Raw genomic sequence first — 24149 nt, forward strand, 5'->3', positions numbered from 1 at the left:
AAAAACTCCTTCCTGTACCAGTACGCGATCAGGCACGAATCTCTGCAAGCAGTTCGTCCGTCTTTTCCTTCAGCAGTGCCTTATCCTGCCGCGTCTCGACGTTCAGGCGGATAACGGGCTCCGTGTTCGACATACGCAGGTTGAAGCGCCATTTATCAAACTCGATGGAAAGACCGTCCACCTTCGTCACCTTGCCGGAGGAACCGTACTTCGCCTCGATGCGATCCATGACCGCCTTTGCGTCCGTGACCTTGCTGTTGATCTCACCCGAGGTCGGATAGCGATCCATGCGCGCCTTCATCAGCTCGGAGAGCGTCTTGCCGCCCGATGCACTCATCAGCTCCGCCACGAGCAGCCACGGAATCTGACCGCTGTCGCAGTACGAGAAGTCGCGGAAATAGTGATGTGCGCTCATCTCGCCGCCGTAGATCGCATTGACCTTACGCATCTTGTCCTTGATGAACGCGTGACCACTCTTGCACATGACGGGCTTGCCGCCGAGGCTCTCGGCGATCTCGATCGTGTTCCAAATGAGACGCGGATCGTAGATCACGCTCGCGCCCTTGTTCTTCTTGAGGAATGCCTCGGAGAGGAAGCCGACCATGTAGTACCCTTCGATGAAGCCGCCCTTTTCGTCAAAGAGGAAGCAGCGGTCGAAGTCGCCATCCCATGCCACGCCGAAGTCCGCGCCCGTCTCGCGCACGACCTTTGCCGTCGCCTCGCGGTTCTCCTGCAGGATCGGATTCGGTACGCCGTTCGGGAAATTGCCGTCCGGCTCGTTGTAGACCTTGACCAGTTCGAACGGGAGGAACTTCTCCATTGCGTTGATGATGGGCCCCGCCGCGCCGTTGCCCGTGTTGACGACGATTTTGTACGGCTTCAGTTTGCTCACATCGACATAGGTAAGGATGTGCTTCACATACTCATCGAGTATGTCCACCTGCTCGATCTTGCCGGGCGTCGCTGCGGGTGCGGGATAGGTCTCGCCGACCGCCATTGCCGCAATGTCCTTGAGCCCCGTGTCGCTGGAGATCGGACGCGACTCCTCGCGCACGAACTTCATGCCGTTGTACTGCTTCGGATTGTGGCTCGCCGTAATCATGATGCCGCCACCGAGCCCGAGATGCGCCGTCGCGAAGTAGATCATCTCCGTGCCACACTGACCGATGTCCACAACGTCACAGCCCGCCTCCGTGAGCCCCTTTGCGAGTGCGTCGCTGATCGCAGGACCCGAGAGACGAATGTCATGCCCGATTGCCACCTTCTTTGCACCGAACAGCGTGGGGAAACTGCGTCCGACGCGGTATGCGAGCTCCTCGTTTACCTCGTCGGGATAGATACCGCGTACATCGTATGCGCCAAAACCTTTGTCTGTCACTGCCATGTAACGTCCCCTCCTCCATGGGAGCCCCTCGGCATCCCATAAACACCCCTGTGCTCCACCTGCAGCAGAACCATTGGGTCATAACAAAACACTATATAACATAGGGTAAATATTCGCCGCCCTTTCCTCCTTTTCCTCTCTCTCACATCAAAATCTTACGAACTTTTCTTGCCATTTTTTCCACGGATTGTAAATGTTTACAACGCCTGTGACTTGTGCTAGGATGAACGCACCATCCGAATTGATTGGGAAAGGCTGGGAATCTTATGGACGAAATCAATGCGCGCCTGATCTATCTCTTCACCGATCTGATCCTGCCACTCATCGTCGGCTATCTCCTCTATCAGCGTCGCCTCCTCTCGGACGCGGCCGTCAACCTGCTCATCCGCATCAATGTCATCGTATTCTTCACGCTGCTCTCGCTCTTCAGCTTCTGGGCGTTGCCGCTCACGCGGGATCTCTTCATTCTGCCCGCGTTCTTCGCGTTCATCATCCTCTTCCCGGGCTTCATCAGCTGGCGCTTTCTCGGACGGCGCTTTCACAGCCCTATCGACCGCGGCACGCATCTCATCTCCGCACTGCTCTCGAACATCGGCACGCTCGGCGGCATCTGTGCCTACATCATCTACGGAGAACGCGGCTTTGCCTATGCGCAGATCGGCGGCGCGTGCCAGAACCTCGTGCTCGTTCTGCTCGCATTCCCGATCGCACAGTACTTCTATCTGCTTCACAAGGCGCGTGGACGTGCGCCACGTCTCGAGGGGCGCGGCTTCCTCGGACTCCTCCTCTCGTGGAATCAGCTCAGCATCGTCGGCATGACGGCGGGACTCCTGCTGAACGCCTCGGGCATCGCTCGTCCGCCTGTCCTGTCGGATGCATTCGGCTGCATCATCCACATTGCGGCGTGGTTTGGCATGCTGCCCATCGGCTCGCTCATCAACTTCCGCCGCGCGCGCCATTTCGTCTATCTGACGCTCGACATGATCGCGCTCCGCTTCCTCGTCGTTCCCATTGTCACCTTCGCCGCCGCGCGCCTCCTCATCAGCGACCCGACCGTGCAGAACGCACTCGTGATCTTCGCGAGCGCCCCGGGAGCGATCAACGCGACGCTCACCGCGCGTCTCTACCATCTCAACGTCGACTATACGATTGCCGTCTTCCTCGTGACGACAGTGCTCTACCTCACCGTGCTTTTCCCCGCGACATTTTTCCTGTTTCGTTAGAAAGAAGCGTTTCTCTTGGACAATTCTGATTTCCGCATCATCTACCTATTCACCGACCTTCTCTCACCGCTCATCGTCGGCTACCTCCTCTATCGGCACGGCAAAATCTCCGATGCCCTTATCAGCCGCATCCTGCGCCTGAACGTCATCATCATCTACACCGTACTCGCGCTCATGAGCTGCTGGACGCTCCCAATCTCGTGGGATCTCGCACTCATCCCGATCTACGGCATCCTCATCGTCCTCGTCCCGGGGCTTGTCGGCTGGGCGTTCTTCATCCGCAAATATCATAGCCCGCTCGATCGCGGCGCATACCTCGCGAATGCGATGATGTCCAACATCACCACCCTCGGCGGAGTCTGCGCCTACATCATCTACGGCGAGCAGGGCTTTGCCTACGCGCAGATCATGGGTATCTTTCAGACACTGATGCTTGTCCTCGCCGTGTTTCCGATGGCACAGTACTACTATCTGCAGCATAAAAATCATGGGCGCGGCGGCAAGATTCACATGCGGTTTCTCGACATCTTCCTCTCGTGGAACCAGCTCAGCATCCTCGGCATGGCGGCAGGGCTCCTTCTCAACGCCGCAGGCATCGAACGCCCGCCCGCAGTCGGCACGGCATTCGAGGGACTGATCCACTTCGGCGCATGGTTCGGCATGCTGCCCGTCGGTGCACTCGTCAACCTACACCGTGCACGCCGTTACGCACCCTACACCCTCGACCTCTTCGCCCTGCGCTTTCTCATTCTGCCCGCATTCATGATGGCGATCACCTATCCATTCGTCCGCGACCCCGTCCTCCTCGGCGCGATCCTCGTCTTCTCCGTCACGCCGGGCGCGATCAACTCCGTCACGGCGGCGAAGCTCTATCATCTGAACGTCGACTACACGATCTCTGGTTTTCTCACCACGAGCATCGCCTTCTTCTTCCTCGTCTACCCTGCACTGTTCTTTTTCCTGCGCTGAACCTTATGCGAGGCATCACAAAAGCCCTGCCGCATTGCGGCAGGGCTTTCTGCATACTGTATGCGTTCGAACGGCAGATCAAATGCGGAAGCGCGAGATCTCGTTCTGCAGATCCGTTGCGATCTGCGCCAAGCTCTCGCTCGCCTCGGCGATATCTGCAAGCGCCTGCGTCTGCGTATCCACCGATGCCTCTGCCTCATCCGTCGTCGTATCGTTCTCTTTCGCCATATCCATCAGCTTCTTGCTGACGGCGGCAATCGCCTTATTCTTCTCCGTCAGCTTCTCCGCCGATGCGTTCAGCTTCGTCACAACGCTGTTCGCGCCCTCGACCGCCTCGGCGATCATGTCAAAGCGACGCTGGGTACGTCCGAGATTGACATTGCTCTCCTCGACAAGCTTCTTGGAGACCTCCATCGTATCGACTGCCTGCTGCGACTTCGTCTTGAGCTCACCGATGATGCCGTTGATCTCATCCGTAAAGCCGCGCGACTGCTCGGCAAGCTTGCGAATCTCCTCGGCGACGACGGCGAATCCGCGCCCTGCCTCGCCCGCACGTGCTGCCTCGATGGCAGCGTTGAGCGCAAGGAGGTTCGTCTGCTCGGAGATGGACTGAATCATCGCGCTCGCCTCTTCGATGCGCTCCGCACGCTCATTCGTCTCCTCGACCACGCGCGCGACCTCCTGTGTGGCATTGGCGGTCTCGGCGGACTTCTTCATCAGGTCGGCAAGAATCTCCGCGCCCTCGGTCTGGCGCTTGTGGATATTCACCGTCGCCTCGTTCATCTCCGTCATGACCTTGCGGTTGTCCTCGAGCAGCTGGAGGATTTCATCCGTATGATCGACCGCGTTCTGCGTGTCCGCAACCTGCACGCGCGCACTCTCGGCAATGTCGTGGATGCCCTTACGCACGGTCTCCGCCGAGTGCGCCGTGTTCTGCGCCGTTGCTGTCAGTTCCTCGCTCGTTGCCGCAACCGACTGGGACGCGCCGTTGATCTTGCCGATAATCTCGCGCAGGCTGTTCGCCATACGCCCGAGCGAGCGAACCATCGCACCGACCTCATCGGAACGCTCCAGATAGATCACGGCATGCTTGCCCTTCTCGCGATCCAGATCGAGATCGGAAAAACGTGTCAAAATATCCGTCACATCCCCAATGGGAACGATCAGACGCCGCTGGATGAACATTGCGAGCGCGATGACGAGTACCACGGTACAGATCACGGCAAGTACCACGGAGAAGATCACCATATCGCGCGCGGCACCGGTGAACTTATCCTTGTCCGTAATGGAGAAGATCGACCACGGCGTATCCACACCTGCAAAGTGGACGGAGCGGAAAATGTAGACCGAGTCCTTGCCCGTCGTCGGCGAAACCTGCGACTTGCTGTACGGAGCCTCCGAGAAGGCTTCCTTCTTTTCCTCCTCCGGAGACTGCATGATCGTGAAGGCGTTCTTCATGATCGACTCCGGGCTCGTCCCATGCGCGACGAGATCGCCCTCGTTGTCCATCAGCAGATAGATGTTGTCCGGCGTACTGACCTTGGCAAGATCCTCCTGAAGCTGCGTGACATCGAAGTCGAGCGAGAGCGCACCGACGAAGCGCCCATCCACAATGAGCGGCATGCCGATGGAGACGAGCAGAGCTTTTTTCCCGTTTACTTCGTCATAGTATGCCTCCGAGAGAACCAACTTCGATGTAGACTTCGGCTTCTGATACCACGTCTCGGTCTCATAACCCGTACAACCCTCAAACTCTATCGCATTCCCCTCACGGTTTGCATAGGGCATCATACGCCCGGACTCATCCGAAAGCGGATCTCCCACATGTGCCGCATCCTGTCCGTCGAAGGCGTTCGGCTCAAACACGACACCAATTCCTGAGAGATTGTCATTCGAAGCAGCCGCATCTGCAAGCATCTCGTTCAGCGCCTCGCGGCTGCGCGCTGCGGGCGGATGCTGCTGCATATACGTATAGATGCGCTGGCGCACATCCTCTCCCGACTGCTGGACAGACTCATAGCGGCTAATGACCGCCTTTGAACGCTCACCCAATTCGTTGTACTGCGCCACCGTCCCGATCTCGAGAAGCTCATCATAAGCTCTGTAGCCAACGAACGAGACAAGGATCGTCACCATCACAACAATCCCGATGAGCGTGATCGCGTTCAGCTGGAAGCCAATACCCCTTCCCCTTTTCTGCCCTTGTTCTTGCAAAATATTCTCTCCTTTCCCCAGCACCCGGCCATTCCGACACAGAACGAGGAGCACCTTGCCATAACCGTGCGCAAAGACAGCAGCGCATGCTGCCGTCAAAAATAACTTTAGTATACGATAATTTTAATTCGCCACATACTTATTTTTTCCTGCTAAGGAAAATTTTATTTGCGTTTTACGCACAAAAACAGCGACCCCATCGGATCGCTGTTTCTGTATGCCGTATTTTGTCATTAGAAAATATCGTCGTCCACATCCACTTCGCTCGAAAGTACTGTTCCCGTCACGGCGTCGATGCGGATCTTGTACTCGACGCTGCCCGCATAGCACTTCACCTTGTAGACCGGATGGACCATCAGCTGCGGTGCGGGCGCATTCGCTGCGTCGTCTGCCGGCGGTGCGGGCTGACCGTTTCCGGCATCCGGCGCCTGTGCCGGTGCTGCCTGCGGCATCATACCGGGATGCTCGCCGCGATCATGCATATAGCGTCCGTCACGGTGCTCCCTGTCATCGTGCTTTCCATCGCGCCAGTCATCATGTTTGTTTCCATGTTTGCCGTCACGATGATTTTTGTGATGCTTTCCGTCTCTGTCGTGATCCTTCTCCGTCAGATAGACGGAGCGGAAGTCCAGCTCCGTCTCGGACTTCCCGATCGCCTCCGCCGCAATCGACCGCACATGATCCTCGTCGATCAGAACCAGACCGCGCTGCTCTGCCTGCGCTGCGACCATCTCCGAATGCGCCTGCTTTTCGGCGACCGAACGAGCCTCTGCCTGACGGTGGTGGTAATATGTGCCGCCCGCAGTGACAACGCCGACGAGTACGGCGAACGCCACTGCCTTTTTGAGACGCGCGGGGGTGAAGATATTCGTGACCTGATTCTTGACATTCTGCATTTCCATGATGTTTTCCTCCTCTGCCTTTCGGCGTTCATGTTTGTGTTTATCATTGCTGATGGGTACATCATACGGGGAAAGTTTAAACAAAGTGTAAACACAAAAATAACTTTTTTGAAATTCCTCACAGCGCGCAGATTTTTTTCGCATTTCGGTTATAATAGGTCTGTTTATTGTGCCCCTTCCACCGCATTGCGATCCCCCTCCCCCGTCAAACGGGGGAGGCTTTGAGTTACAGCGTATTAGCTTCCCCCGTCGAAACGGGGCCTGTGCGCGGAACGTGTAGAAGTGGCGAGCTTGCGAGCCGATAGGGGCGCCTCGCACTCCCCAACGGAAAGTGAGGTTCTCCATGCATCTACGCGACTTGTCCCTCAAGAAAAAACTGCTCGTGACGAACGCGCTCATGATCGTCATCCCGATTGTCGTGCTCATCGCCATCGGCGCGGTGCTGCTCGGCGGTCTGCGCCACGCGGGCACCCTGCAGCAGCAAGCACTCGCCCTCCTCTGGCCGGAGGAGGGGCGGACGCTCTCCGTGCAGGTCGCACTCAGCTCTCTGCGCGCCGAGTCAGAGAAACGCAAGTTCAAGCTGGATAATATCGAACGCGACATCCACGTCCTCGAAGGAGCGGGGGTGCGCATTCTCACCGTGGCAAAGGAGAAGGACAGCGCCTATCTGACGCCCGGGAGCAATCCGGATGAGCTTCAGCACATCGTTGCACGCAAATGCGGCGTGCGCGGCTCCGCGCTCAGCTGGGACATGGACGGTCTTGTCTTCCGCTATGAGGGTCTGCGCAGCGGTACAGTCATCATCGGCGTCGGCGATGTACCCATGATGCGCGGCGATGAACCGCCGCCGATTTCGCACGATACGCGAGACTTCATCCTGAACGCCGCACTCATCCTCCTCATCCTCACGACCTCGGCGGGCATTCTGCTCCTCGGTCGCTACCTCGCGCGCCTCCTCTCCGCGCAGATTCTCACCCCGCTCGAGGAGATGCGCCGTGCGGCGGCCGCAATCCAACGAGGCGATCTGAGTCATGAACTCCCGCCGATGGGCAGCGACGAGGGGGGCGCAACCTGCCGTGCATTCGACGAGATGCGCAGGGAGCTCCTGCGCGCTCGCGTGCGTGAGGAGCGCGAGGAGGCACGGCGCAGAGAGCTCTTCATTGGCATCCTCCACGACATCGCAACCCCGCTCACCGCGATCAAGGGCTACGCGAGCGGCATTCTCGACGGCATTGCACGCACGCCCGAGAAGCAGCGCACCTACGCCGAACGCATCAGCCAATCCGCCGCAACAATGGAGCGCCTGACGACGCGTCTGCGCGAGTTCCTGCGCCTCGACACGGATGATCTGCCGCTCACATGGGAGACGGTCAGCGCAAGGGATTTTCTCACAGAATACATCCATGAACACGCCCCCGCCCTTGCCGAGGACGGCGTGCATATCTTGATGGAGAAGACGAATACAGCGGCAAAGATACGGATTGACCGCGGGGAGTTCGCCCGCGTTCTCAAAAATCTGTGGGAGAACAGCAGCAAGTATCGGCGCGGCGCAGAGGTACACGTATGTATGTCACTCAGCGAAGAAGGACGGCAGCTCGCCATCCGCTGCGATGACGACGGCATCGGCGTCGATGCTGCAGAGCTGCCGAAGCTCTTTGACAGCTTCTACCGCACGGACACGGCACGCACGAACGTCGCGGGCGGCAGCGGGCTGGGGCTTGCCATCGTACGGCGGATCATGACAGCATTCGGCGGCAGCGTGCGCGCAGAAGTGTCGACCGAGGGAGGGCTGTGCATCGTGCTCCTCCTGCCCATTGCAAGCGAGGGAGATATGAAATGAAAAAGATATTACTGGTTGAGGATGATAACGACATCGCTGAACTCGAGCGCGACTATCTCGAGGCGAGCGGTTTCGCCGTCGACATCGTATCCGACGGCGACGAGGGCAAGCGCCGCGCGCTCACGGGCGAGTACAGTCTCCTCCTGCTGGATGTCATGCTGCCGGGTGCAGACGGCTTTGCCATCTGCCGCGATGTCCGCAAGACGCTCGACATCCCGATCCTCATGGTCTCGGCACGCCTCGAGGACGTGGACAAGATCCGCGCGCTTGGTCTCGGCGCAGATGACTACATCGTCAAGCCGTTCAGCCCGAGCGAACTCGCCGCGCGCGTCAAGGCGCATATCACGCGCTATGAGCGCCTCAAGGGCGGCGCACAGACGGCGCCCACCGTCCTGCGGTTTGGCGCGCTCGAGATCCAGCCGTGGACGCACCGCGTCTTTGTCGCGGGACGCGAGGTACATCTCGCCGCACGCGAGTTCGATCTGCTCCTCTTTCTCGCGGAGCACCCGCAGATCGTATTCAGCAAGGAGACACTCTACGACCGCGTCTGGGATCTGGACGCGATGGGCAATACCTCCACCGTCTCCGTCCACATGAACCGCCTGCGCGAAAAGATTGAGGACGATCCGTCGCACCCGCGCTGGCTTCAGACCGTCTGGGGCGCAGGCTACCGCTTCAATAGCGAGGCGACGGAGGAGGAATGAATTTTTGCGTGAGGATATTTTGCCAAATCCTGTTTTTTTGTTATAATGGGAAACGGTCTTTATCGAATATCAATCTATATAGGGAGTGTATCTAACTCATGACAGCAACCGCATGGTCGATTCTGCCGCCGATCATCACCATCGTCCTCGCGCTCTGGACGAAGGAAGTCTATATGTCGCTCATCATCGGCATCTTCTCGGGCGCAATGCTCTTCGCGGGCGGGAATTTCCTGCAGGCGACGCTCACGATGTTTCAAGTCATGGCGGACAAGGTCGGCAGCAATGTCAACATCCTCGTCTTTCTCGTCATCCTCGGCATCCTCGTCGCAGCCATCACGCGCTCGGGCGCAATGAACGCCTACGGCGAGTGGGCGACGCGAACGATCAAGGGCAAGCGCAGCGCCTCCCTCGTCACCGTCCTGCTCGGCATCGTCATCTTCATCGACGACTACTTCAACTGTCTCACGGTCGGCACGGTCATGCGCCCTGTCACGGATAAATTCCAGATTGCGCGCACGAAGCTCGCCTACATCATCGACGCGACCGCCGCGCCGATCTGCATCATCGCCCCCGTCTCGAGTTGGGCGGCGGCAGTCGGTTCCTCGCTGCCCGAGGACAGTCACATCGACGGCTTCATGCTCTTTCTGCAGACGATTCCCTTCAACCTCTACGCATGGCTGACGATTCTCTTCATGCTCTTTGTCATCTGGACGGGGCGCGACTTCGGGGCAATGCGGCAGAGCGTAGAGAAGTCAAATGTTCATTTCGAGATTCCGAAGGAGTATCAGGACACGGCGGAGGCATCTGCAAGCGCAGCGAGCGAGGGGCGCGGCAAGATGATCGACCTCATGCTGCCGCTGCTCGTCCTCATCGGCGCGTGTATCTACGGCATGCTCTACACGGGCGGCATCCACGAGGGCAGGAGTATTGCGGACGCATTTGCCAACTGCGACTCGTCAAAGTCGCTCGTGCTCGGCTCGTTCATCGCATTCGTCTTCACGGGGCTGCTCTATCTACCGCGCCGCGTTGTCTCGTTCAACGTGTTCTGCGACAGCTTCGGCTGGGGCTTCAAGGCGATGACCCCCGCCATCTTCATTCTCTGCCTCGCGTGGACGCTCTCGGGTATCTGCAGCAAGGAGTACCTTGACCTCGGTGGCTTCGTTGGCTCCGTCGTCTCGGCGAATGCGGGCGTCGTCATGTTCCTGCCGCCGCTCTTCTTCCTCGTCGCAGCAGGGCTTGCCTTCGCGACGGGCACGAGCTGGGGCACGTTCGGCATCCTGATTCCGATCGCCATTGCCGTCCTCGGGCAGACAGCTCCTGACATCCTCGTCGTTTCCGTCGCCGCCATCCTCTCGGGCGCGGTCTGCGGCGACCACGCCTCGCCCATCTCGGATACCACCATCCTCGCTTCGGCGGGCGCACAGTGTCACCACCTCGACCATGTATCGACACAGCTGCCCTACGTCGGCGTCGTCGCCTCCTGCTCCCTCGTCGGCTACATCGCCGACGGACTCACGGGCAACGGCTACATCGGCCTCGCCGTCGGCATCGCTACCCTCGCCCTCACAATGGCAGCAATTTCCACACGCGTGACATCTGCAGAGAAGTAAATACGATCTACTAAATACAAACGCCGCCGATGAGGTACAACCCCATCGGCGGCGTTATGTATTATACATTACTTTTTTCAAAAAAACTATCCAGATTCTATGTGTATCCGGTAGCAAAAAGACTCAAAGCATTAGGCTCTCGCCATCTGTTCAACTTCCTCAAGCGGCAGCTGGGTCGCTGCGGCAATCTGGGAAATCGTCAATTTTCCCAAGGAAATCAACGCCAGCGCCGTTGCACGAGCCGACTCCAACCGTCCCTCGGCACGCCCCTCTTCCATCTTCTTCTCTCCAAACTTTTCCATCAGTTCGCACATGGTATTTACCCCCTCCACTTCCGCCTTAAAGTAACTGGCGCGTTTTGCAAGTTCCTTGTAGTGCATCTGCTCCGCACGCTCACAGAAGAAATCCTGCATCAGACGACCGAGAGGCGTGTCCTCACGATTCGCCCCGTTCACATAGAGAATATGCGCGCCGTCGTCAAACGGACGTTGAAGCTCTTGAATGACGCGCTCCACATGGTAGAGTGGATGCCCCGCGCGGTATATGTCATTCTCCGTGATAAAGATCACCCACGTTTCGGGCAGTGCGGAGAATTTTGCAGATTTTTCCAGCTCACGCGTATCCATCATGCTGCTGTTGTATCCCGCACGACGCGCGACTGTACCCTCGTTTGCCCGCTGAACCTCGCAATCGTAGAGCTTCCCATCGCTGTCCTCAGCGAGCACATCGAAACGAACGCCGCGTCCATAGAGATTATCAACGCTCTGCTGTGTAACGACACGCTTTACCACGAGATCGTCCCGATCAAGGAAGATGCGCAACAGAAGCTGCATTCCCTCGGTGTTGTTGTCGAAACATACATTGAAAAACGTGTCATCTATCAGACGGAGTTTCTGAATCAATGCAAGATATTCCGCCGGAACATTCTTCTTGATAATACTCATTGATTCGCCTCTTTCTCCTTTGATACTATCATATTATGGGAAACAAGGGTTCTTGTCAAGAATGAAAATTTCGACTCATCCCATTCCTCCATGAGACAGCAAAACGCTCCTTGCAGACGGCAGTCATGCACATCTGTAAGGAGCGTTTTTCAATGTCAGGTTTTTACCCGCGTGTCTTGCCACCCGCGACGTTGTAGGTAACGCCGTGGATGTAGGAGGCGCGCTCGGAGGCGAGGTAGGCGACGAGGTCGGCGACCTCGGAGAGTTTGCCGCTGCGTCCGAGCGGCGTGGTCTTCGTACTCGCGTACCCCTTGCGCAGGTCATCGACGGTGATGCCGCGCGTGTAGGCGAGTGCTTCCTCATAGGCGAGAGTGCGGAGCCCCGTTGCCTCGAGGATGCCAGGTGCGACGCCGATGACGCGTACGCCGTACTTGCCGAACTCCTTCGCCCACGAACGCGTGAAGGAGTTGACGGCATTCTTCGTTGCAGCGTAGATGCTCTGCCCCTCAGAGCCCTCAATGCCGCTCTCGGAGCTCATGTTGATGATCACGCCGTGTCCCTGTGCGACGAGCTCGCGTCCGACCGCCTGTGCGCAGAGGTAGACTCCCTTGAGGTTGACTGCCGTGACCTTGTCGAAGACGGCGTCGTCCAGCTCGTACTTCCCATGCGGATCCTTCGGGTCGACGAGGAGGCGCGGGATGTTGATGCCCGCGTTGTTGACGAGGATGTCAATCGCACCGAACGTCTTCTTCGCCTCTGCGACCATTGCCTCGACGCTCTCGCGCTTCGTGACATCGGTGACAACATAGAGAACCTTGCCGTTCTTTGCATCAAATGCGGGTGCCTCCGGGTTCATATCGCAAACAACCACGTTCGCGCCCTGTGCCAGGAACTCCTCCACAACGGCCTTACCGATGCCCGATGCACCGCCCGTGACGATGGCCGTTTTTCCTTCGAGATTCAACCAACTCATAATAGATTCTCCTTCTGCACTGCTCTGTGTTCAGCGAAAAACTTAGCTCTCGTAGAGGCCTGCACTGGCAATCCACGCAATGATGACGGCGAGAGGACCAGTCATGAAGCGCGAGTAGAGGACAGCGGGCACACCGATCTCAACGGTCTTGGCATCCGCCTCGGCAAGTCCGAGTCCGACGGGGATGAAGTCACAGGCGCACTGTACGTTGATGGCGAAGACCGCGGGAAGCGCAAGGTTCGGCGGGATGTGCCCGAGGCCGATCTCGACGCCGATGAGAACACCGACAACCTGCGCGATGACCGCCCCTGGTCCAAGGAACGGGGAAAGGAGTGGGAAGGAGCAGATCAGCGCGAGGATGACGAGCCCGATCGGCGACGCGGCAAGCGGCGAAACGAAGTGCGCGACGAAGTCGCCAAAGCCCGAACCGAGGATGACACCGATGAGCATGGAGACGAATGCCATGAAGGGCAGGATCGTCGTGATAAGCGTGTTGATGGACTCACGGCCTGCCTGATAGAAGGTAGCAACGATGCCGCCCATTATCTGCCCGACCTTTGCCATGAGGCTGCCGGACTGCTCCGTGATCTTCTTCGAGGTATCATACTTCGGCTTGTTCTCTTCTTCTGCGAGCGCTGCGGCAGGTGCTGCTGCAGGAGCTGCCGTGCCGTCGATGAATGCGATGTTCGCGGGCTTTACTGCCGAGACGTAGATGTCCTCTTTGATGTACTGGGCAAGGGGTCCCGAGGGTCCCGTCTGCTTGATGTTGACGGTAAAGATGCGCTTCTGCGGATAGATGCCGCAGCGCAGCGTGCCGCCGCAGTCGATGACCGCCGCGAGGATCTCATCCTCGGGAACACTGGTCTTGAAGCCGTCCACGACCTCCGCACCCGTCATTTCGCCGAGGCGTACGGCAACATCCGAGATCACACCGCCCGTGATGTTGACGATCTTGTTCTTCTTCTCATCCGGCGTAAGGGTCAGCGGGCCGCCAAATCCGCCCGAGCCTGCCGACACGATGACGCTCTTGTATTCGCTCATGATAATTTCTCCTTTCGGCTTTCCTTACGACTTGAGGACGGCGGGTTCTTTGCTGAGCTTTACGCCCTGCTGACGTTGGACATAGGCGACTGTGAAGTCTGTGAGCCAGCCGCGCAGGAAGTTGACGATGAGTCCGACGAGCAGATAGCGAAGCGCCAGATCTGTGTACGGAAGACCGAGGGTCGTAATGCCGTTTGCAACGCCGAGGAAGACGAACATCTCACCGGGGTTGACGTGCGGGAACATACCGTTCATCGTGTGGCATGCAGACGAAGCTGCTGCATAGTAAGAGGGCTTGTAATACTCGGGCATGAATTTGCCGAGCGAGAGCGCCATCGGGTTGCAGAGGAAGAACACGCCGATGAACGGTAGTACAACGTAGCGAGAGATGGGATTGCCGGCACAGAGGTGGGCAAATCTCTCAACGCGCTCATTGCCGACAAAGAGCACGATCGCATTCATCGCGACGAGCAGGCAGACAAGGGTCGGGATGATGCCCGTGACCCACCCGATCAGGGTTTCGCCGCCCTTGTTGAACATGCCGATGAATCCCTCGGCAAAGAGAATCAGAGTATCCATGTGTTTCTCCTTTCAGTGGAAACAAAGCCTTTATGCATGACTGGCAAGGGTCTCGCCCTGCTCCTGATAGATGATGTACTCCTCACGGGCACCGAGCACGGCGCGGCGCGTCTGACGGTCATAGCCCGCGACGCTCTCCTCGTCGAGATCGAGCAAATTCTTGCCCGTGAAGTCCTCAAACGGGCGAAAGCCCGCAAATACGGTGACGCCCTTCATGATCTCGCCGCGCAGAATATTGCACTCTGCATCAATCACAAAGAGGACAATCGCCCCCGCAACGAAGCGCCCCTTCGCCTTGCCGATGGCAACGCGCCCTTCGCGGCGCATCTCCTTCACATGTGAGGCAAAGCGGCGGAACTGCAGAATGCTCAGAACCAGCTGGAGCACCCACATGCCTACGGCAATCAAAACAAGCCAGAGCATTCTCATCGTTCCTTTCTTATCTGTTCACTCGTTCAGCAGAATCTTCGCTGTCTCCTCATCTGTGATGAGGACGTTGATGTAGCGCCCGCGCAGTGCGCCGAGGATGGCGGGTACCTTCTCGCGTGACGCCGCCATGCCGATGCTGTAGTCCAGCGCACGGAGGCGCTCGAGCTCAACGGCGATGATGCGATCCTGAAACTCCGTCTGGACGGGATGCCCCTCGATGTCATAGAACATGGAGCAGATCTCTCCGACCACGCGCTCGCGCAGGAGGCTTTCGATCGCCTCGCGACCGAAGCTGCCCATCCAGACGAGGTTCGAGGACTTTACAGGTGCGCCGATGCCGACGATGCCGATGTCGAGCCGCGCCCAGAGATTCATGATCTGCTCGAAGTTCACATCCTGCCGGATTGCCGCCGCAATCTCTGCCGTGCGCGCAATCGCGGGGGCGTAAATGTAGTGGCTGCGTCCGCCGAATGCGTTTGCGAGTTCGTAGCAGAGCGTGTTCACGTGGAGATCGCTGTCGAGGCTCTCAGGCCCGCCGTCAAGCGGTACGAAGTCGGCATTGACGGCAGGCAGACGCTCTGCCGCCGCATAGCGCGTCAGCTCACGGATGCTCGTCCCCCATGCGAGTCCGATGGTCTGACCGTCGGCGACGATCCGCCGCAGAAGACTGAGCCCCGCCTGCGCCATGCGCCGCTTGACCTGTTCGAGATCGATGCTGTGTGCGACGACGTATACCTCTCGGAGTCCGAAGCGTCGTTCGAGTGCGCTCTCGAGCTCCTCGTTGCTGTCCGTCTCCACGCTGATGCGTACAATCCCGGCCTGGAGGGCACGTTTCAGATACTTGCTCACCGTTGTGCGGTCAACGCCGAGACGTGCCGCAATCTCCCCCTGTTTCAGACCGTCGGTGTAGTAAAGGTTTGCCGCCTTGATAAGGATCCGTTTATCCACGGCCTGCATATTGTTTTCCTCCCGAGAGTATTTACCTTCATATTTGTGATTATTTAGCGCTTTTGTCATCCTGACAAAGTGAATATACTGCGAATCTCAATCTATGGCAAGAAAAAACGCCGTGAATTTTGCATTCCACAGCGTTTTTCGGTCATTTTCAGTTTTTATCGTCACATACGTGAAGTATTCATCTCATAAGTGACGATGTCTTCTCACTTATCCATCATCGCATACATCCATTCCTGCAATACACGGGCATGGTTGACCGCGGGATCTTTCGCCCCATAGAGCAACGTTACATTTGCCCCTGCTGCAAGATGTTCAGCTACTGTTACCATATGAGTTGGTGCAGCCCTTCCTGTCGAGAGTTCCACGCGATATTTCACAGCAAATTCCTCAAAATGCTCCGCCTTGTGTCCAAACCACGTACGGAGTTCCGGCGAGGGGGCAATATCCTTCCACCAGTCGTCGAGCGCCGCACGCTCCTTGGATATGCCCCGCGGCCAGAGGCGGTCAACGAGCACACGAAAGCCGTCATCTGCAGACATTGCCTCATAAATACGTTTGATTCGAATCTCAGCCATTCAGCCCGCCTCCCGTTCCATATACTCGCGCACGGAGTCGGTCTCTCCCGAGCGCAGGGCATCGATTATGCGGTTGATGCGCGGCGGCGATGTCCACGCGAGTGGGAGAAAGCAGTCCGCACAGCCATTATACATTGCATGCAGGTCGTTCTCCGCATCGCGGCGCAGGAGCGCGTACTCCGCCTTACGGCGTTCGTAGCGGCGGCCGGCACGCAGATAGCCGACAGTGGTGACCGCGCCCCAGAGCACGAAGTAGTATGCCCAGATGAAATCCGGCAGGAATGGGGAGAGAGGGAAGTAGACGAGTGCTGCGACCAGTCCGCCGACGAGCAGCCAGAGCACAAAGGACGGACGGTGCAGACCGCTCTCGATGTAGTCCAGATCCTCAACAATCTTGTAGAGGTTGCTGTGCTGAACGAAGTAGTCCTTCAGGCGCTCTAGTCCGTCGATCTGCGCTGTGCGTTCGTCGGGGATCGGTACGGGTTCGTTCAGCACAATCTCTGCGGGCATTTTGCGCCGATGTTTGTCCGCCGTATCAGCAATGAAGTTCCATGTTTCGAGTTCATCGTCGATCAGCGCCCGCTCGCCACAATGCGGGCAAATACGCGTCAGCCCTTCAATTTTTTCGCCGCATTCTTTGCAGATCATATGATATTCCTCCTTGCTGTCAAAATTTTATTACATATTCTAACACAAATTTATTTTTTTGTCTAATGAAAAAGACGGTATACAAGAAAGGGACACACACAGTTTGTGCATGTCCCTTGGCATTCCATTATTATCCTCTTCTGCGCCTCGAACGATACCCAATCCACAGCACGAGCAGCCATGCGGGCAGGATCGGCACGGCAAGCTGCATGCCCGGAATCTGCGCCATCATGACGACAACGCCGATGAGGAAGACGAGACAGAGATAGTTGATCCACGGGCAGAACGGTGCACGGAATTTGATCGGCGTTCCTTCGCGCTCCATCTTGCGACGAAATTTCAGATGTGTCACAACGATCGTCACCCAACTGATGACGGCGGCGCAGGTCGCAATCGAGATGAGATAGAGGAATGCATCCCCCGGGAAGAAATAGTTGAGGAATACAACAATGAGCGTAAAGCCCGAAGAAATCAATATGCCGAGCACGGGCACACCGCGCACGGAGAGACTCCTCAGCACCTGCGGCGCGTCCCCGCGCTGCGCCAGTCCGTAGAGCATACGGCTGTTGCTGTAGATCGCAGAGTTGTAGACGGAGATTGCCGCCGTCAGCACGACGAAGTTCAGAATATGCGCGGCGGCGGGAATGCCGACGTTCTGGAAAATCTGCACGAAGGGGCTTGCCTCCATGCCGACCTCGTTCCACGGCCAGAGTGCCATAAGCACCGCCATCGTGCCGACATAGAAAATCAGGATGCGCCAGATGACCTGATTGATCGCCTGCGGGATTGTGAGGTCGGGATCCTCCGCCTCACCCGCCGTGATGCCGATCAGCTCGATGCCGCCGAACGAGAACATGACGACAGCGGTGCCGAGGAAGAATCCCCACCATCCGTTCGGCAGAAATCCGCCATGCTCCCAGAGATTGCTGACGTTCTCGGGGAACGGCGCACCTGTAACGAGCAGCCAGCCGCCGAGTCCGATCATGAGGACAATCGCAGTGATCTTGACGAGTGCCATCCAGAACTCCAGCTCACCGTATGCGCGCACATTCGTCAGGTTGAGCGCGGTGATGACAGCAAGGCAGATGAGCGCCGAGAGCCACTGCGGGAGGTCGGGCAGCCAGAAATTCATATAGATGCCGACCGCTGCAAGCTCCGCCATGGAGACGATGATGTAGTTGAACCAGTAGTTCCAGCCGGAGAGAAAGCCCGGAAAATCGCCCCAGTATTTGCCCGCGTAGTGACTGAACGAGCCAGAGACCGGCTCATCGACCGCCATCTCGCCGAGCATGCGCATGATGAAGAAAATCATGATGCCGCCGAGGAGATAGGCGAGCATGACCGCAGGACCCGCGAGCGCGATTGTGGACGCTGAGCCGTAGAAAAGTCCCGTCCCAATTGCACCGCCGAGTGCGATCATCTGGAGATGTCTGTTCTTCAGCCCGCGCCGCAGGACGGGCGGTGCTTCCTTTTCCTGCATAAAGACTCCTTTATCCACGCTGACGTTCCTTGAGCGCCTGCTCCACTTCGCGTTTTGCAGACTTCGCCTTGAGCGTCTGGCGCTTGTCGTAGTTGTGCTTGCCGCTTGCAAGCGCGAGTTCCAGCTTTGCCCGCCCGCGCTTGAAATAGACCTTCAGAGGGACGAGGGTCATGCCCTTCTCGCGCGTCTTGCCGAAGAGTTTCAGAATCTCCGCCTTGTGCATGAGGAGGCGGCGGGGGCGCAACGGGTCGTGGTTGAACTGATTGCCCTGCTCGTATGGGCTGATGTGCATATGGTCGAGGAATACTTCCCCGTTCTTGATGTAAGCGTAGCTGTCGCGCAGATTCGCGCGTCCTGCCCGCAGGGACTTGACCTCCGTCCCGACGAGCTCCATGCCCGCCTCATAGGTCTCGTGGATAAAGTAATCATGACGCGCCTTGCGGTTCTCGCAGGCGATCTTGATGCTTTCGTTCTTCTTTCCCATAGAAATTCCTCACTCGGCGTTGCCGGTGCCGCCCTCCGTCTTGCGGTTCATGCGGCGCGCGGGACGCGGGGCGCGGCGCGGTTTCTCCGTGCTCTCTGTCTCCGGACGCGGCGCACGATAGCTCGGCGAATCTGGCCAGACGGCGCTATTCAGCCCCGTTACCTTAACGCGGTGGTAGTCGCGCGGACCGCGCTCCTCACCATAGCGGTCATTTCCTCTGCCGCGCCCGCGATTGCGCTGCTCCATGCCTGTCTGCTGTGCGCGTGCGGGATGCTGCCCGCACGTGCCGTCCGCCCTCTGTGCAGCTGCACGCAGCTTTGCGGGCACGCTTGCCGCCGCTGTGCGCGCCGCACGCTCGCCCTCCTGCACGCGTTTGCCCTGTGTGCCGTGTGCGCCGCGCGTCTTCTTACGGCGCTCGGCGGGCGTTGCGGCGACATCCGCGATAATTGGCTCATGCCGTTTCTCATTCTTCTTTTTACGGGAGCGACGTCCGCGCCCGTCTTTATTTTTTTCACCCTCCGCCTTCGGCTTTACTGCAGTTTTCGCAGGTTTCGCCATATTCGGCTCGTAAACGCCGTTGTCCTTCAACACGAAGTCGAGCGTCCGCGCCTGTACGTCCGCACGCGTGATGATGATGGTCACGGCATCGCCGAGACGGTAACGCGTGCCCGTTCGCTCGCCGACCATTGCATACTGCTCCTCGACGTAGCTGTAGTAGTCGTTCACCATCGTCGAGACGTGGACAAGCCCCTCGACGCCGTTCTCGAGCTCAACAAAGATGCCGAACGCCGTGACGCCGCTTATGATTCCCTCGAAGGTCTCACCGACGAACTGCGCCATGTACTCAATCTTCTTCATATCCGTGGTCTCGCGCTCCGCCTCGATGGCAATGCGCTCGCGCGCGGAGGAATGCTCCGCCGCCTCGGCGAGGGTCGCGCGCAGCCGCTCCCGCTTCTCGAGCGGGATATGCCCTGTCGCAAACGTCTCGCGCAGGAGGCGGTGGACAAGGAGGTCGGGGTAGCGGCGAATAGGCGAGGTGAAATGCGTATAGTAGCGCGCGGCAAGCCCGAAATGTCCGAGACTCGCCGTTGCATAGCGCGCCTGCTGCATGGAGCGCAGCGCGACAGCACCGATGATGCGCTCCTCGGGCGCGCCCTTCACATGGTCGAGCACCTGCTGAATGTCGCGCGGGCGCACCTTGCCGTCCTCGTCGATGTGGAGGCGCAGCCCGAGCGCGGCGAGGAGACTCTGGAAGCGCTCGATCTTCTCCGTGTTCGGCGTCTCGTGCACGCGATAGACGAACGGCTCCTCCTTCAGTTCCATATGGCGTGCAACCGTCTCATTTGCAACAAGCATGCACTCCTCAATGATGGACTCGCCGATCGAGCCCGTGCGCTTCACGAGCGCAACGGGATGTCCCTCGGCGTCGAGCTTTACCTTGATCTCGGGCAGCTCGAAGTCGATCGAGCCGCGGCGGTGGCGCTTTGCGCGCAGTGCCTCACGCAGACGGCGCAGCGTCTCGAGCATGGGGCGGATGTCCTCGTTGTCGGAGACAAACGGTTCCTCGCCCGCAAGCACGCGGTTCACGAGCGTATAGGTGAGGCGGCGCGCAACGTGGATGACGCACGGCACGATCTCGTAGCTGCGCACCTCGCCGTCCGCACCGATCTCCATCTCGCACGCCATCGAGAGGCGGTCAACGCCCTCGTTCAGGCTGCATATGCCGTTCGACAGTTCCTTTGGCAGCATGGGGATGACGCGGTCGACCAGATAGACACTCGTCCCGCGCCGCGCCGCCTCGTTGTCGAGCGGCTCGCCCGCGCGGACATAGTGGCTCACGTCCGCGATGTAGACGCCGAGGAAGAAGCCGCCGTCCTTCTCATACGCATAGATGCCGTCGTCGATGTCCTTCGTATCCTCGCCATCAATCGTGACAATGGGGAAATCGCGGCGGTCACGCCGTCCCGCATACTCCTCCGGCAGCGGATGCGTCGGACAGTGCGCGGCTGCCTCCGCCACAGCGGGCGGAAAGTTCTCATCGAGATCGTAGGCGCGCATGACGGCGAGCACATCGACCCCCGGGTCGCCCGTCTTGCCAAGCACCTCGATGACGCGCCCCTCGGCGCTGCGGCGCTCCTCGGGCCACTTCGTAATCTCGACGACAACCTTGCTGCCTGTCTTTGCGCCGCCGAAGTCCTTTTTCAAAACAAAGATGTCGCGCCCGATCTTCGCGCTGTCGGGCGTCACAAAGCCAAACGCCTTGCTGCGCTCGAATGTGCCGACAATATGCGTGTTCGCACGCTCGAGGATGCGGATGATCTCGCCCTCACGCGCACGCCCCGGCGTCTCGGACGGCGTAACGCGTGCAACCACGCGGTCGCCGTGCATGGCGGTCGTGAGCGCAGAGCCGGGCACGAATACATCCGACTCGTCCTCCGTCGCGCGCACGTCGGGGATGATGAAGCCGAAGCCCTTCGGCGACATAGAGAGCCGCCCGACAACGAGGTTCATGCGGGTCGGCAGCCCGTAGAGTCCGCTGCGGTTACGGATGATCGCGCCCTCCGCCTCAAGTGCCGCGAGGGCAGACGAAAGAAGCTGCTCCTCCTCATCGGGCAGCCCGAGTCCCGTCCGCACCTCAGCCTCGGGCAGCGGGCGATAGGCGTCCTCCCGCATAAAGGCGTGTACGCGCTCTTTCAGTGTATCCAGTTGTTCCTGTTCCATAATTTCCTCGTTTTCCCGTTCCTATTTCCGTTCCTACAAAATTTACAGAGTATCCCCCGTCAAAAACGCCGTCGTGCGCACAAAGACGCGCTCCCTGACCCCCGTATCGAGCGGCAGCAGATGCCCCGCATCGGGCAGGATGAATTTCTCGCAATGCGGACTCCGCACATTCTCATAGAGGTAGTCCGCACTCTTCGGATCCGCCGTATGATCCCGCTCCCCGTGTACAATCAGGAGCGGCGCCGTCACGCGCCCGATCTGACGGCAGAGGATTGCGACAACATCCAAGAGCTCATGAATGGAGACGAGCGGCATGCGCCGATAGGTGTTGTTCGCGCCCTGCGGCACGTCCCTGAGTTTCCTGCGCGCCTTTGGTACATAGCGGTCAATGCACGCCTCGCGCGTGGGCAGATGCTCGAGTCCCTGCTCGGGTGCAATCATGATCGGCGCACCGAGGCTGACAACATGGGCAACCTCCGCCTCGACGGAGAGCAGGAGGGCAAAGACCGCACCCATCGAATGGCCGACGACGGAGATCCGATCACACGCGCCGCTGAGGATGGCATAGCCGTCGCGCACGGAGTCCATCCAATCCTCGTGCTCCATGCGGCTCAAATCCTCGACCGTCGTCCCGTGCCCTGCAAGCCGTATCGCAAGCACGGTGAAGCCACGCTCGTTCAGATATGCACCGAGCAGGCGCAGCTCTGCCGGCAGCCCCGTAAAGCCGTGAATGAGAAGCACGCCATGCCGCCCACCCGGCAGGAAAAACGGCTCCGCGCCCACTAAGTGCATGACATTCCCTCCTCTTCCCGATCGTTCCCTGTTTGAAAAAATCCCTGCCCCGCATAGCGGTACAGGGATATTCCCTTTTCAATCAGCTCGACATCCGCGCAATCACAATCGTAATCACACCGAACAAAATCGCAAATACGATCGTCACGCGCGCAAGCAGCGCGTCCATTCCGCGTGCCTTGCCCGAAAAGACCGTATCGCCGCCGCCGTCGAGCCCGCCCATGCCGGCGGACTTTGCCTCCTGCCCGAGCACGGACGCGATTAGGATGATTGCAACGATTGCATCAAGTACCATTAAAAGCGTGAGCAAGAAAAAGCCCCTTCCTTCTGCAAGATATTATATTCGTCTATCATAGCACAGACCGCGCCGCAGTGGCAAGCAGTTTTCATCCGCGCTCCGCCATTGCCGCCGCGAGCGCCGCACCGAGTCCCGATCCGCCGCTCGCGAGAATGGTGTCAACCTTGCCAGCATCCGCGCCGAGGAGTTCCGCAAAGGCGTTCGCCATCTGCTCCTTGACGAGCGGCATCTTCTCATAGACCGAGCCGTCGACGGCGATGTGCTGCGCACGTATCTCCCCGCTACCCGTCACCTGCCAGAGTGTCCCGACAAATGTCGCCGCAATGAGGCGCGCGGAGCGTACAACGATGGCGCGCGCAAGGCCGCGCACGCGCAAGGCATCCTCAGCCGTAAGCCGCTGTCCCGTCAGCACCTCGACAAGGGTCGCCGCCGATGTCGCATCCTCGCTCACATCCTCGAGCATGCGGCTGAGATCAACGCTCGTAAAGCCGTATTTGCTACCCGCTGCACCAAGGAGCTCGGCAAGCGCCATCTCGAAGAGCTCTCCCATGTAGCGACCCGAGACCATCTTTTCGAGGCGCTGCTCCCCCTTTTTCTCAGACGCTGCGTCGAGCGCCACGTCGAAGCGGTTCGGCACGAGCTTGGAGAAGCCGCCCGACTCCATGTTGAGGATCATCGGTGGCTGCGCCGTACCCGTATACGGCTCGAGGTAGCAGGTGTTGTGCCCCGTCGCATAGATCGCGCCGATGGCGGTCTCGCCGTGGATGTAGGCGGCAGCGAGGAGCACGGCAACCGTGTCGTTGATGACGGAGTTCGGCGTGACATTCGTCAGCCCCTGCCGCACGAGAGCCGCACGCAGGAGATCGTTGACAACCTCGCCCTCGACACCGCGCGCTGCGAATTCCTTCGTCCAGATGATGAGCCGCGCGTCGCTGATATTCGTCTGCGCGGACGGGAAGGAGAAGGTGTGTCCGAGGAGGTACGGCGTCTCATGGTCGCCGCCGACTGCCTCGTCGACGAGCGCCGCGATGAAGTCAAACATCTGCTCGCCCGTCGCCTCCGCGCCGATGAAGTCATAGACGCCGTCGACCTTGAGCGGCTTTGCGACGTGGGAGAGCATCTCGTATTTCCCATTGCCCTCGAGACGATAGAGCAGGACGCGCACATTCGTCCCGCCGAAGTCGAGGGCGAGATAGTCGCCGCGCTCTTTTCCCGTCGGCAGTCCGAGATAGGAGCGCAACATGCGCAGCGAGGAGTCGGGGGAGCCGGAGAGGCCAAGGCGCATATCCTGACGGAAGTTTGCCGCCGCCTCGTGCAGATGCTCCGCATCCACCGTAAACGCAGCGATGATTTCATCGTAAAGCACGGGATCGAATGCCATT

General features: G+C 58.9%; 22 protein-coding genes. 5 read left to right on the plus strand and 17 right to left on the minus strand.

All coding sequences use genetic code 11. From position 1 onward, the window contains the following. Positions 1-28: 28 nt before the first annotated feature. Positions 29-1384 (minus strand): phosphomannomutase/phosphoglucomutase, encoded by a 1356-nt coding sequence (locus HMPREF9163_RS04105; protein ID WP_009440404.1) that lies wholly within the window; start codon positions 1382-1384, stop codon positions 29-31. Between the two features lie 266 nt (positions 1385-1650). Here HMPREF9163_RS04105 and HMPREF9163_RS04110 point away from each other — a divergent pair, with 266 nt between their 5' ends. Further along, on the plus strand, positions 1651-2607 hold the full coding sequence (locus HMPREF9163_RS04110; RefSeq protein ID WP_009440405.1) for an AEC family transporter: 957 nt from the start codon (positions 1651-1653) through the stop codon (positions 2605-2607). A 15-nt stretch (positions 2608-2622) separates the two neighbouring features. Beyond that, positions 2623-3576: an AEC family transporter gene (locus HMPREF9163_RS04115; protein ID WP_009440406.1), complete on the plus strand. Its 954-nt coding sequence runs from the start codon at positions 2623-2625 to the stop codon at positions 3574-3576. Between the two features lie 78 nt (positions 3577-3654). On the opposite strand, the gene HMPREF9163_RS04120 is transcribed toward HMPREF9163_RS04115, so the two are convergent. After that, positions 3655-5790, minus strand: a complete 2136-nt coding sequence (locus tag HMPREF9163_RS04120) for a methyl-accepting chemotaxis protein (RefSeq protein ID WP_037345996.1) — start codon at positions 5788-5790, stop codon at positions 3655-3657. Positions 5791-6023: 233 nt separating this feature from the next. Beyond that, a complete protein-coding gene (locus HMPREF9163_RS04125) occupies positions 6024-6692 on the minus strand; it encodes a PepSY domain-containing protein (RefSeq protein WP_037345998.1) in 669 nt (222 codons plus the stop codon). Between the two features lie 343 nt (positions 6693-7035). On the opposite strand from HMPREF9163_RS04125, the gene HMPREF9163_RS04130 reads away from it, so the two are divergent. The 3 genes from HMPREF9163_RS04130 to HMPREF9163_RS04140 all read left to right on the plus strand — a co-directional run bounded on the left by HMPREF9163_RS04130 (position 7036) and on the right by HMPREF9163_RS04140 (position 10846). Beyond that, a complete protein-coding gene (locus HMPREF9163_RS04130; RefSeq protein WP_009440409.1) occupies positions 7036-8532 on the plus strand; it encodes a HAMP domain-containing sensor histidine kinase in 1497 nt (498 codons plus the stop codon). Then, entirely contained in the window at positions 8529-9236 is a 708-nt protein-coding gene (locus tag HMPREF9163_RS04135; protein WP_009440410.1) for a response regulator transcription factor, read from the plus strand. The genes HMPREF9163_RS04130 and HMPREF9163_RS04135 overlap by 4 nt, the downstream gene beginning before the upstream one ends. Positions 9237-9334: 98 nt before the next feature. Further along, positions 9335-10846, plus strand: a complete 1512-nt coding sequence (locus tag HMPREF9163_RS04140) for a Na+/H+ antiporter NhaC family protein (RefSeq protein WP_009440411.1) — start codon at positions 9335-9337, stop codon at positions 10844-10846. 131 nt (positions 10847-10977) lie between these two features. Here the strand turns inward: HMPREF9163_RS04140 and HMPREF9163_RS04145 are convergent, their stop codons facing one another. The 14 genes from HMPREF9163_RS04145 to HMPREF9163_RS04210 all read right to left on the minus strand — a co-directional run bounded on the left by HMPREF9163_RS04145 (position 10978) and on the right by HMPREF9163_RS04210 (position 24148). Further along, complete coding sequence (locus tag HMPREF9163_RS04145; RefSeq protein WP_009440412.1) at positions 10978-11790, minus strand: PD-(D/E)XK nuclease family transposase; 813 nt, start codon at positions 11788-11790, stop codon at positions 10978-10980. Between the two features lie 163 nt (positions 11791-11953). Continuing rightward, positions 11954-12763: an SDR family oxidoreductase gene (locus HMPREF9163_RS04150; RefSeq protein ID WP_009440414.1), complete on the minus strand. Its 810-nt coding sequence runs from the start codon at positions 12761-12763 to the stop codon at positions 11954-11956. Between the two features lie 42 nt (positions 12764-12805). Next, complete coding sequence (locus HMPREF9163_RS04155; RefSeq protein ID WP_009440415.1) at positions 12806-13804, minus strand: PTS glucitol/sorbitol transporter subunit IIB; 999 nt, start codon at positions 13802-13804, stop codon at positions 12806-12808. 24 nt (positions 13805-13828) lie between these two features. Further along, positions 13829-14383 carry a PTS glucitol/sorbitol transporter subunit IIC gene (locus tag HMPREF9163_RS04160; RefSeq protein WP_009440416.1) on the minus strand — a complete coding sequence of 185 codons (555 nt, stop codon included), beginning with the start codon at positions 14381-14383 and terminating at the stop codon, positions 13829-13831. A gap of 30 nt (positions 14384-14413) precedes the next feature. Next, positions 14414-14806 carry a transcriptional regulator GutM gene (locus HMPREF9163_RS04165; protein WP_037346001.1) on the minus strand — a complete coding sequence of 131 codons (393 nt, stop codon included), beginning with the start codon at positions 14804-14806 and terminating at the stop codon, positions 14414-14416. Between the two features lie 24 nt (positions 14807-14830). After that, entirely contained in the window at positions 14831-15769 is a 939-nt protein-coding gene (locus HMPREF9163_RS04170; RefSeq protein ID WP_037346004.1) for a sugar-binding transcriptional regulator, read from the minus strand. Positions 15770-15972: 203 nt separating this feature from the next. Next, entirely contained in the window at positions 15973-16344 is a 372-nt protein-coding gene (locus HMPREF9163_RS04175) for a DUF488 domain-containing protein (protein ID WP_009440420.1), read from the minus strand. Next, on the minus strand, positions 16345-16992 hold the full coding sequence (locus HMPREF9163_RS04180) for a hypothetical protein (RefSeq protein WP_009440421.1): 648 nt from the start codon (positions 16990-16992) through the stop codon (positions 16345-16347). 130 nt (positions 16993-17122) lie between these two features. Next, on the minus strand, positions 17123-18472 hold the full coding sequence (locus HMPREF9163_RS04185) for an amino acid permease (RefSeq protein ID WP_009440422.1): 1350 nt from the start codon (positions 18470-18472) through the stop codon (positions 17123-17125). Between the two features lie 10 nt (positions 18473-18482). Continuing rightward, the gene (gene smpB, locus HMPREF9163_RS04190) at positions 18483-18956 is read right to left on the minus strand and encodes an SsrA-binding protein SmpB (protein WP_009440423.1); all 474 of its coding nucleotides are present in this window, start codon (positions 18954-18956) and stop codon (positions 18483-18485) included. Between the two features lie 9 nt (positions 18957-18965). Beyond that, the gene (rnr, locus tag HMPREF9163_RS04195) at positions 18966-21677 is read right to left on the minus strand and encodes a ribonuclease R (protein WP_009440424.1); all 2712 of its coding nucleotides are present in this window, start codon (positions 21675-21677) and stop codon (positions 18966-18968) included. Positions 21678-21719: 42 nt separating this feature from the next. Beyond that, the gene (locus HMPREF9163_RS04200; protein ID WP_009440425.1) at positions 21720-22469 is read right to left on the minus strand and encodes a carboxylesterase; all 750 of its coding nucleotides are present in this window, start codon (positions 22467-22469) and stop codon (positions 21720-21722) included. 82 nt (positions 22470-22551) lie between these two features. Continuing rightward, positions 22552-22764, minus strand: a complete 213-nt coding sequence (secG, locus tag HMPREF9163_RS04205) for a preprotein translocase subunit SecG (protein ID WP_006693319.1) — start codon at positions 22762-22764, stop codon at positions 22552-22554. A gap of 91 nt (positions 22765-22855) precedes the next feature. Continuing rightward, on the minus strand, positions 22856-24148 hold the full coding sequence (locus HMPREF9163_RS04210) for a hexokinase (protein ID WP_009440426.1): 1293 nt from the start codon (positions 24146-24148) through the stop codon (positions 22856-22858). Position 24149: the final 1 nt, after the last annotated feature.

The sequence above is a fragment of the Selenomonas sp. oral taxon 138 str. F0429 genome (assembly GCF_000318175.2).
Taxonomy (GTDB): Bacteria; Bacillota; Negativicutes; order Selenomonadales; family Selenomonadaceae; genus Centipeda; species Centipeda timonae.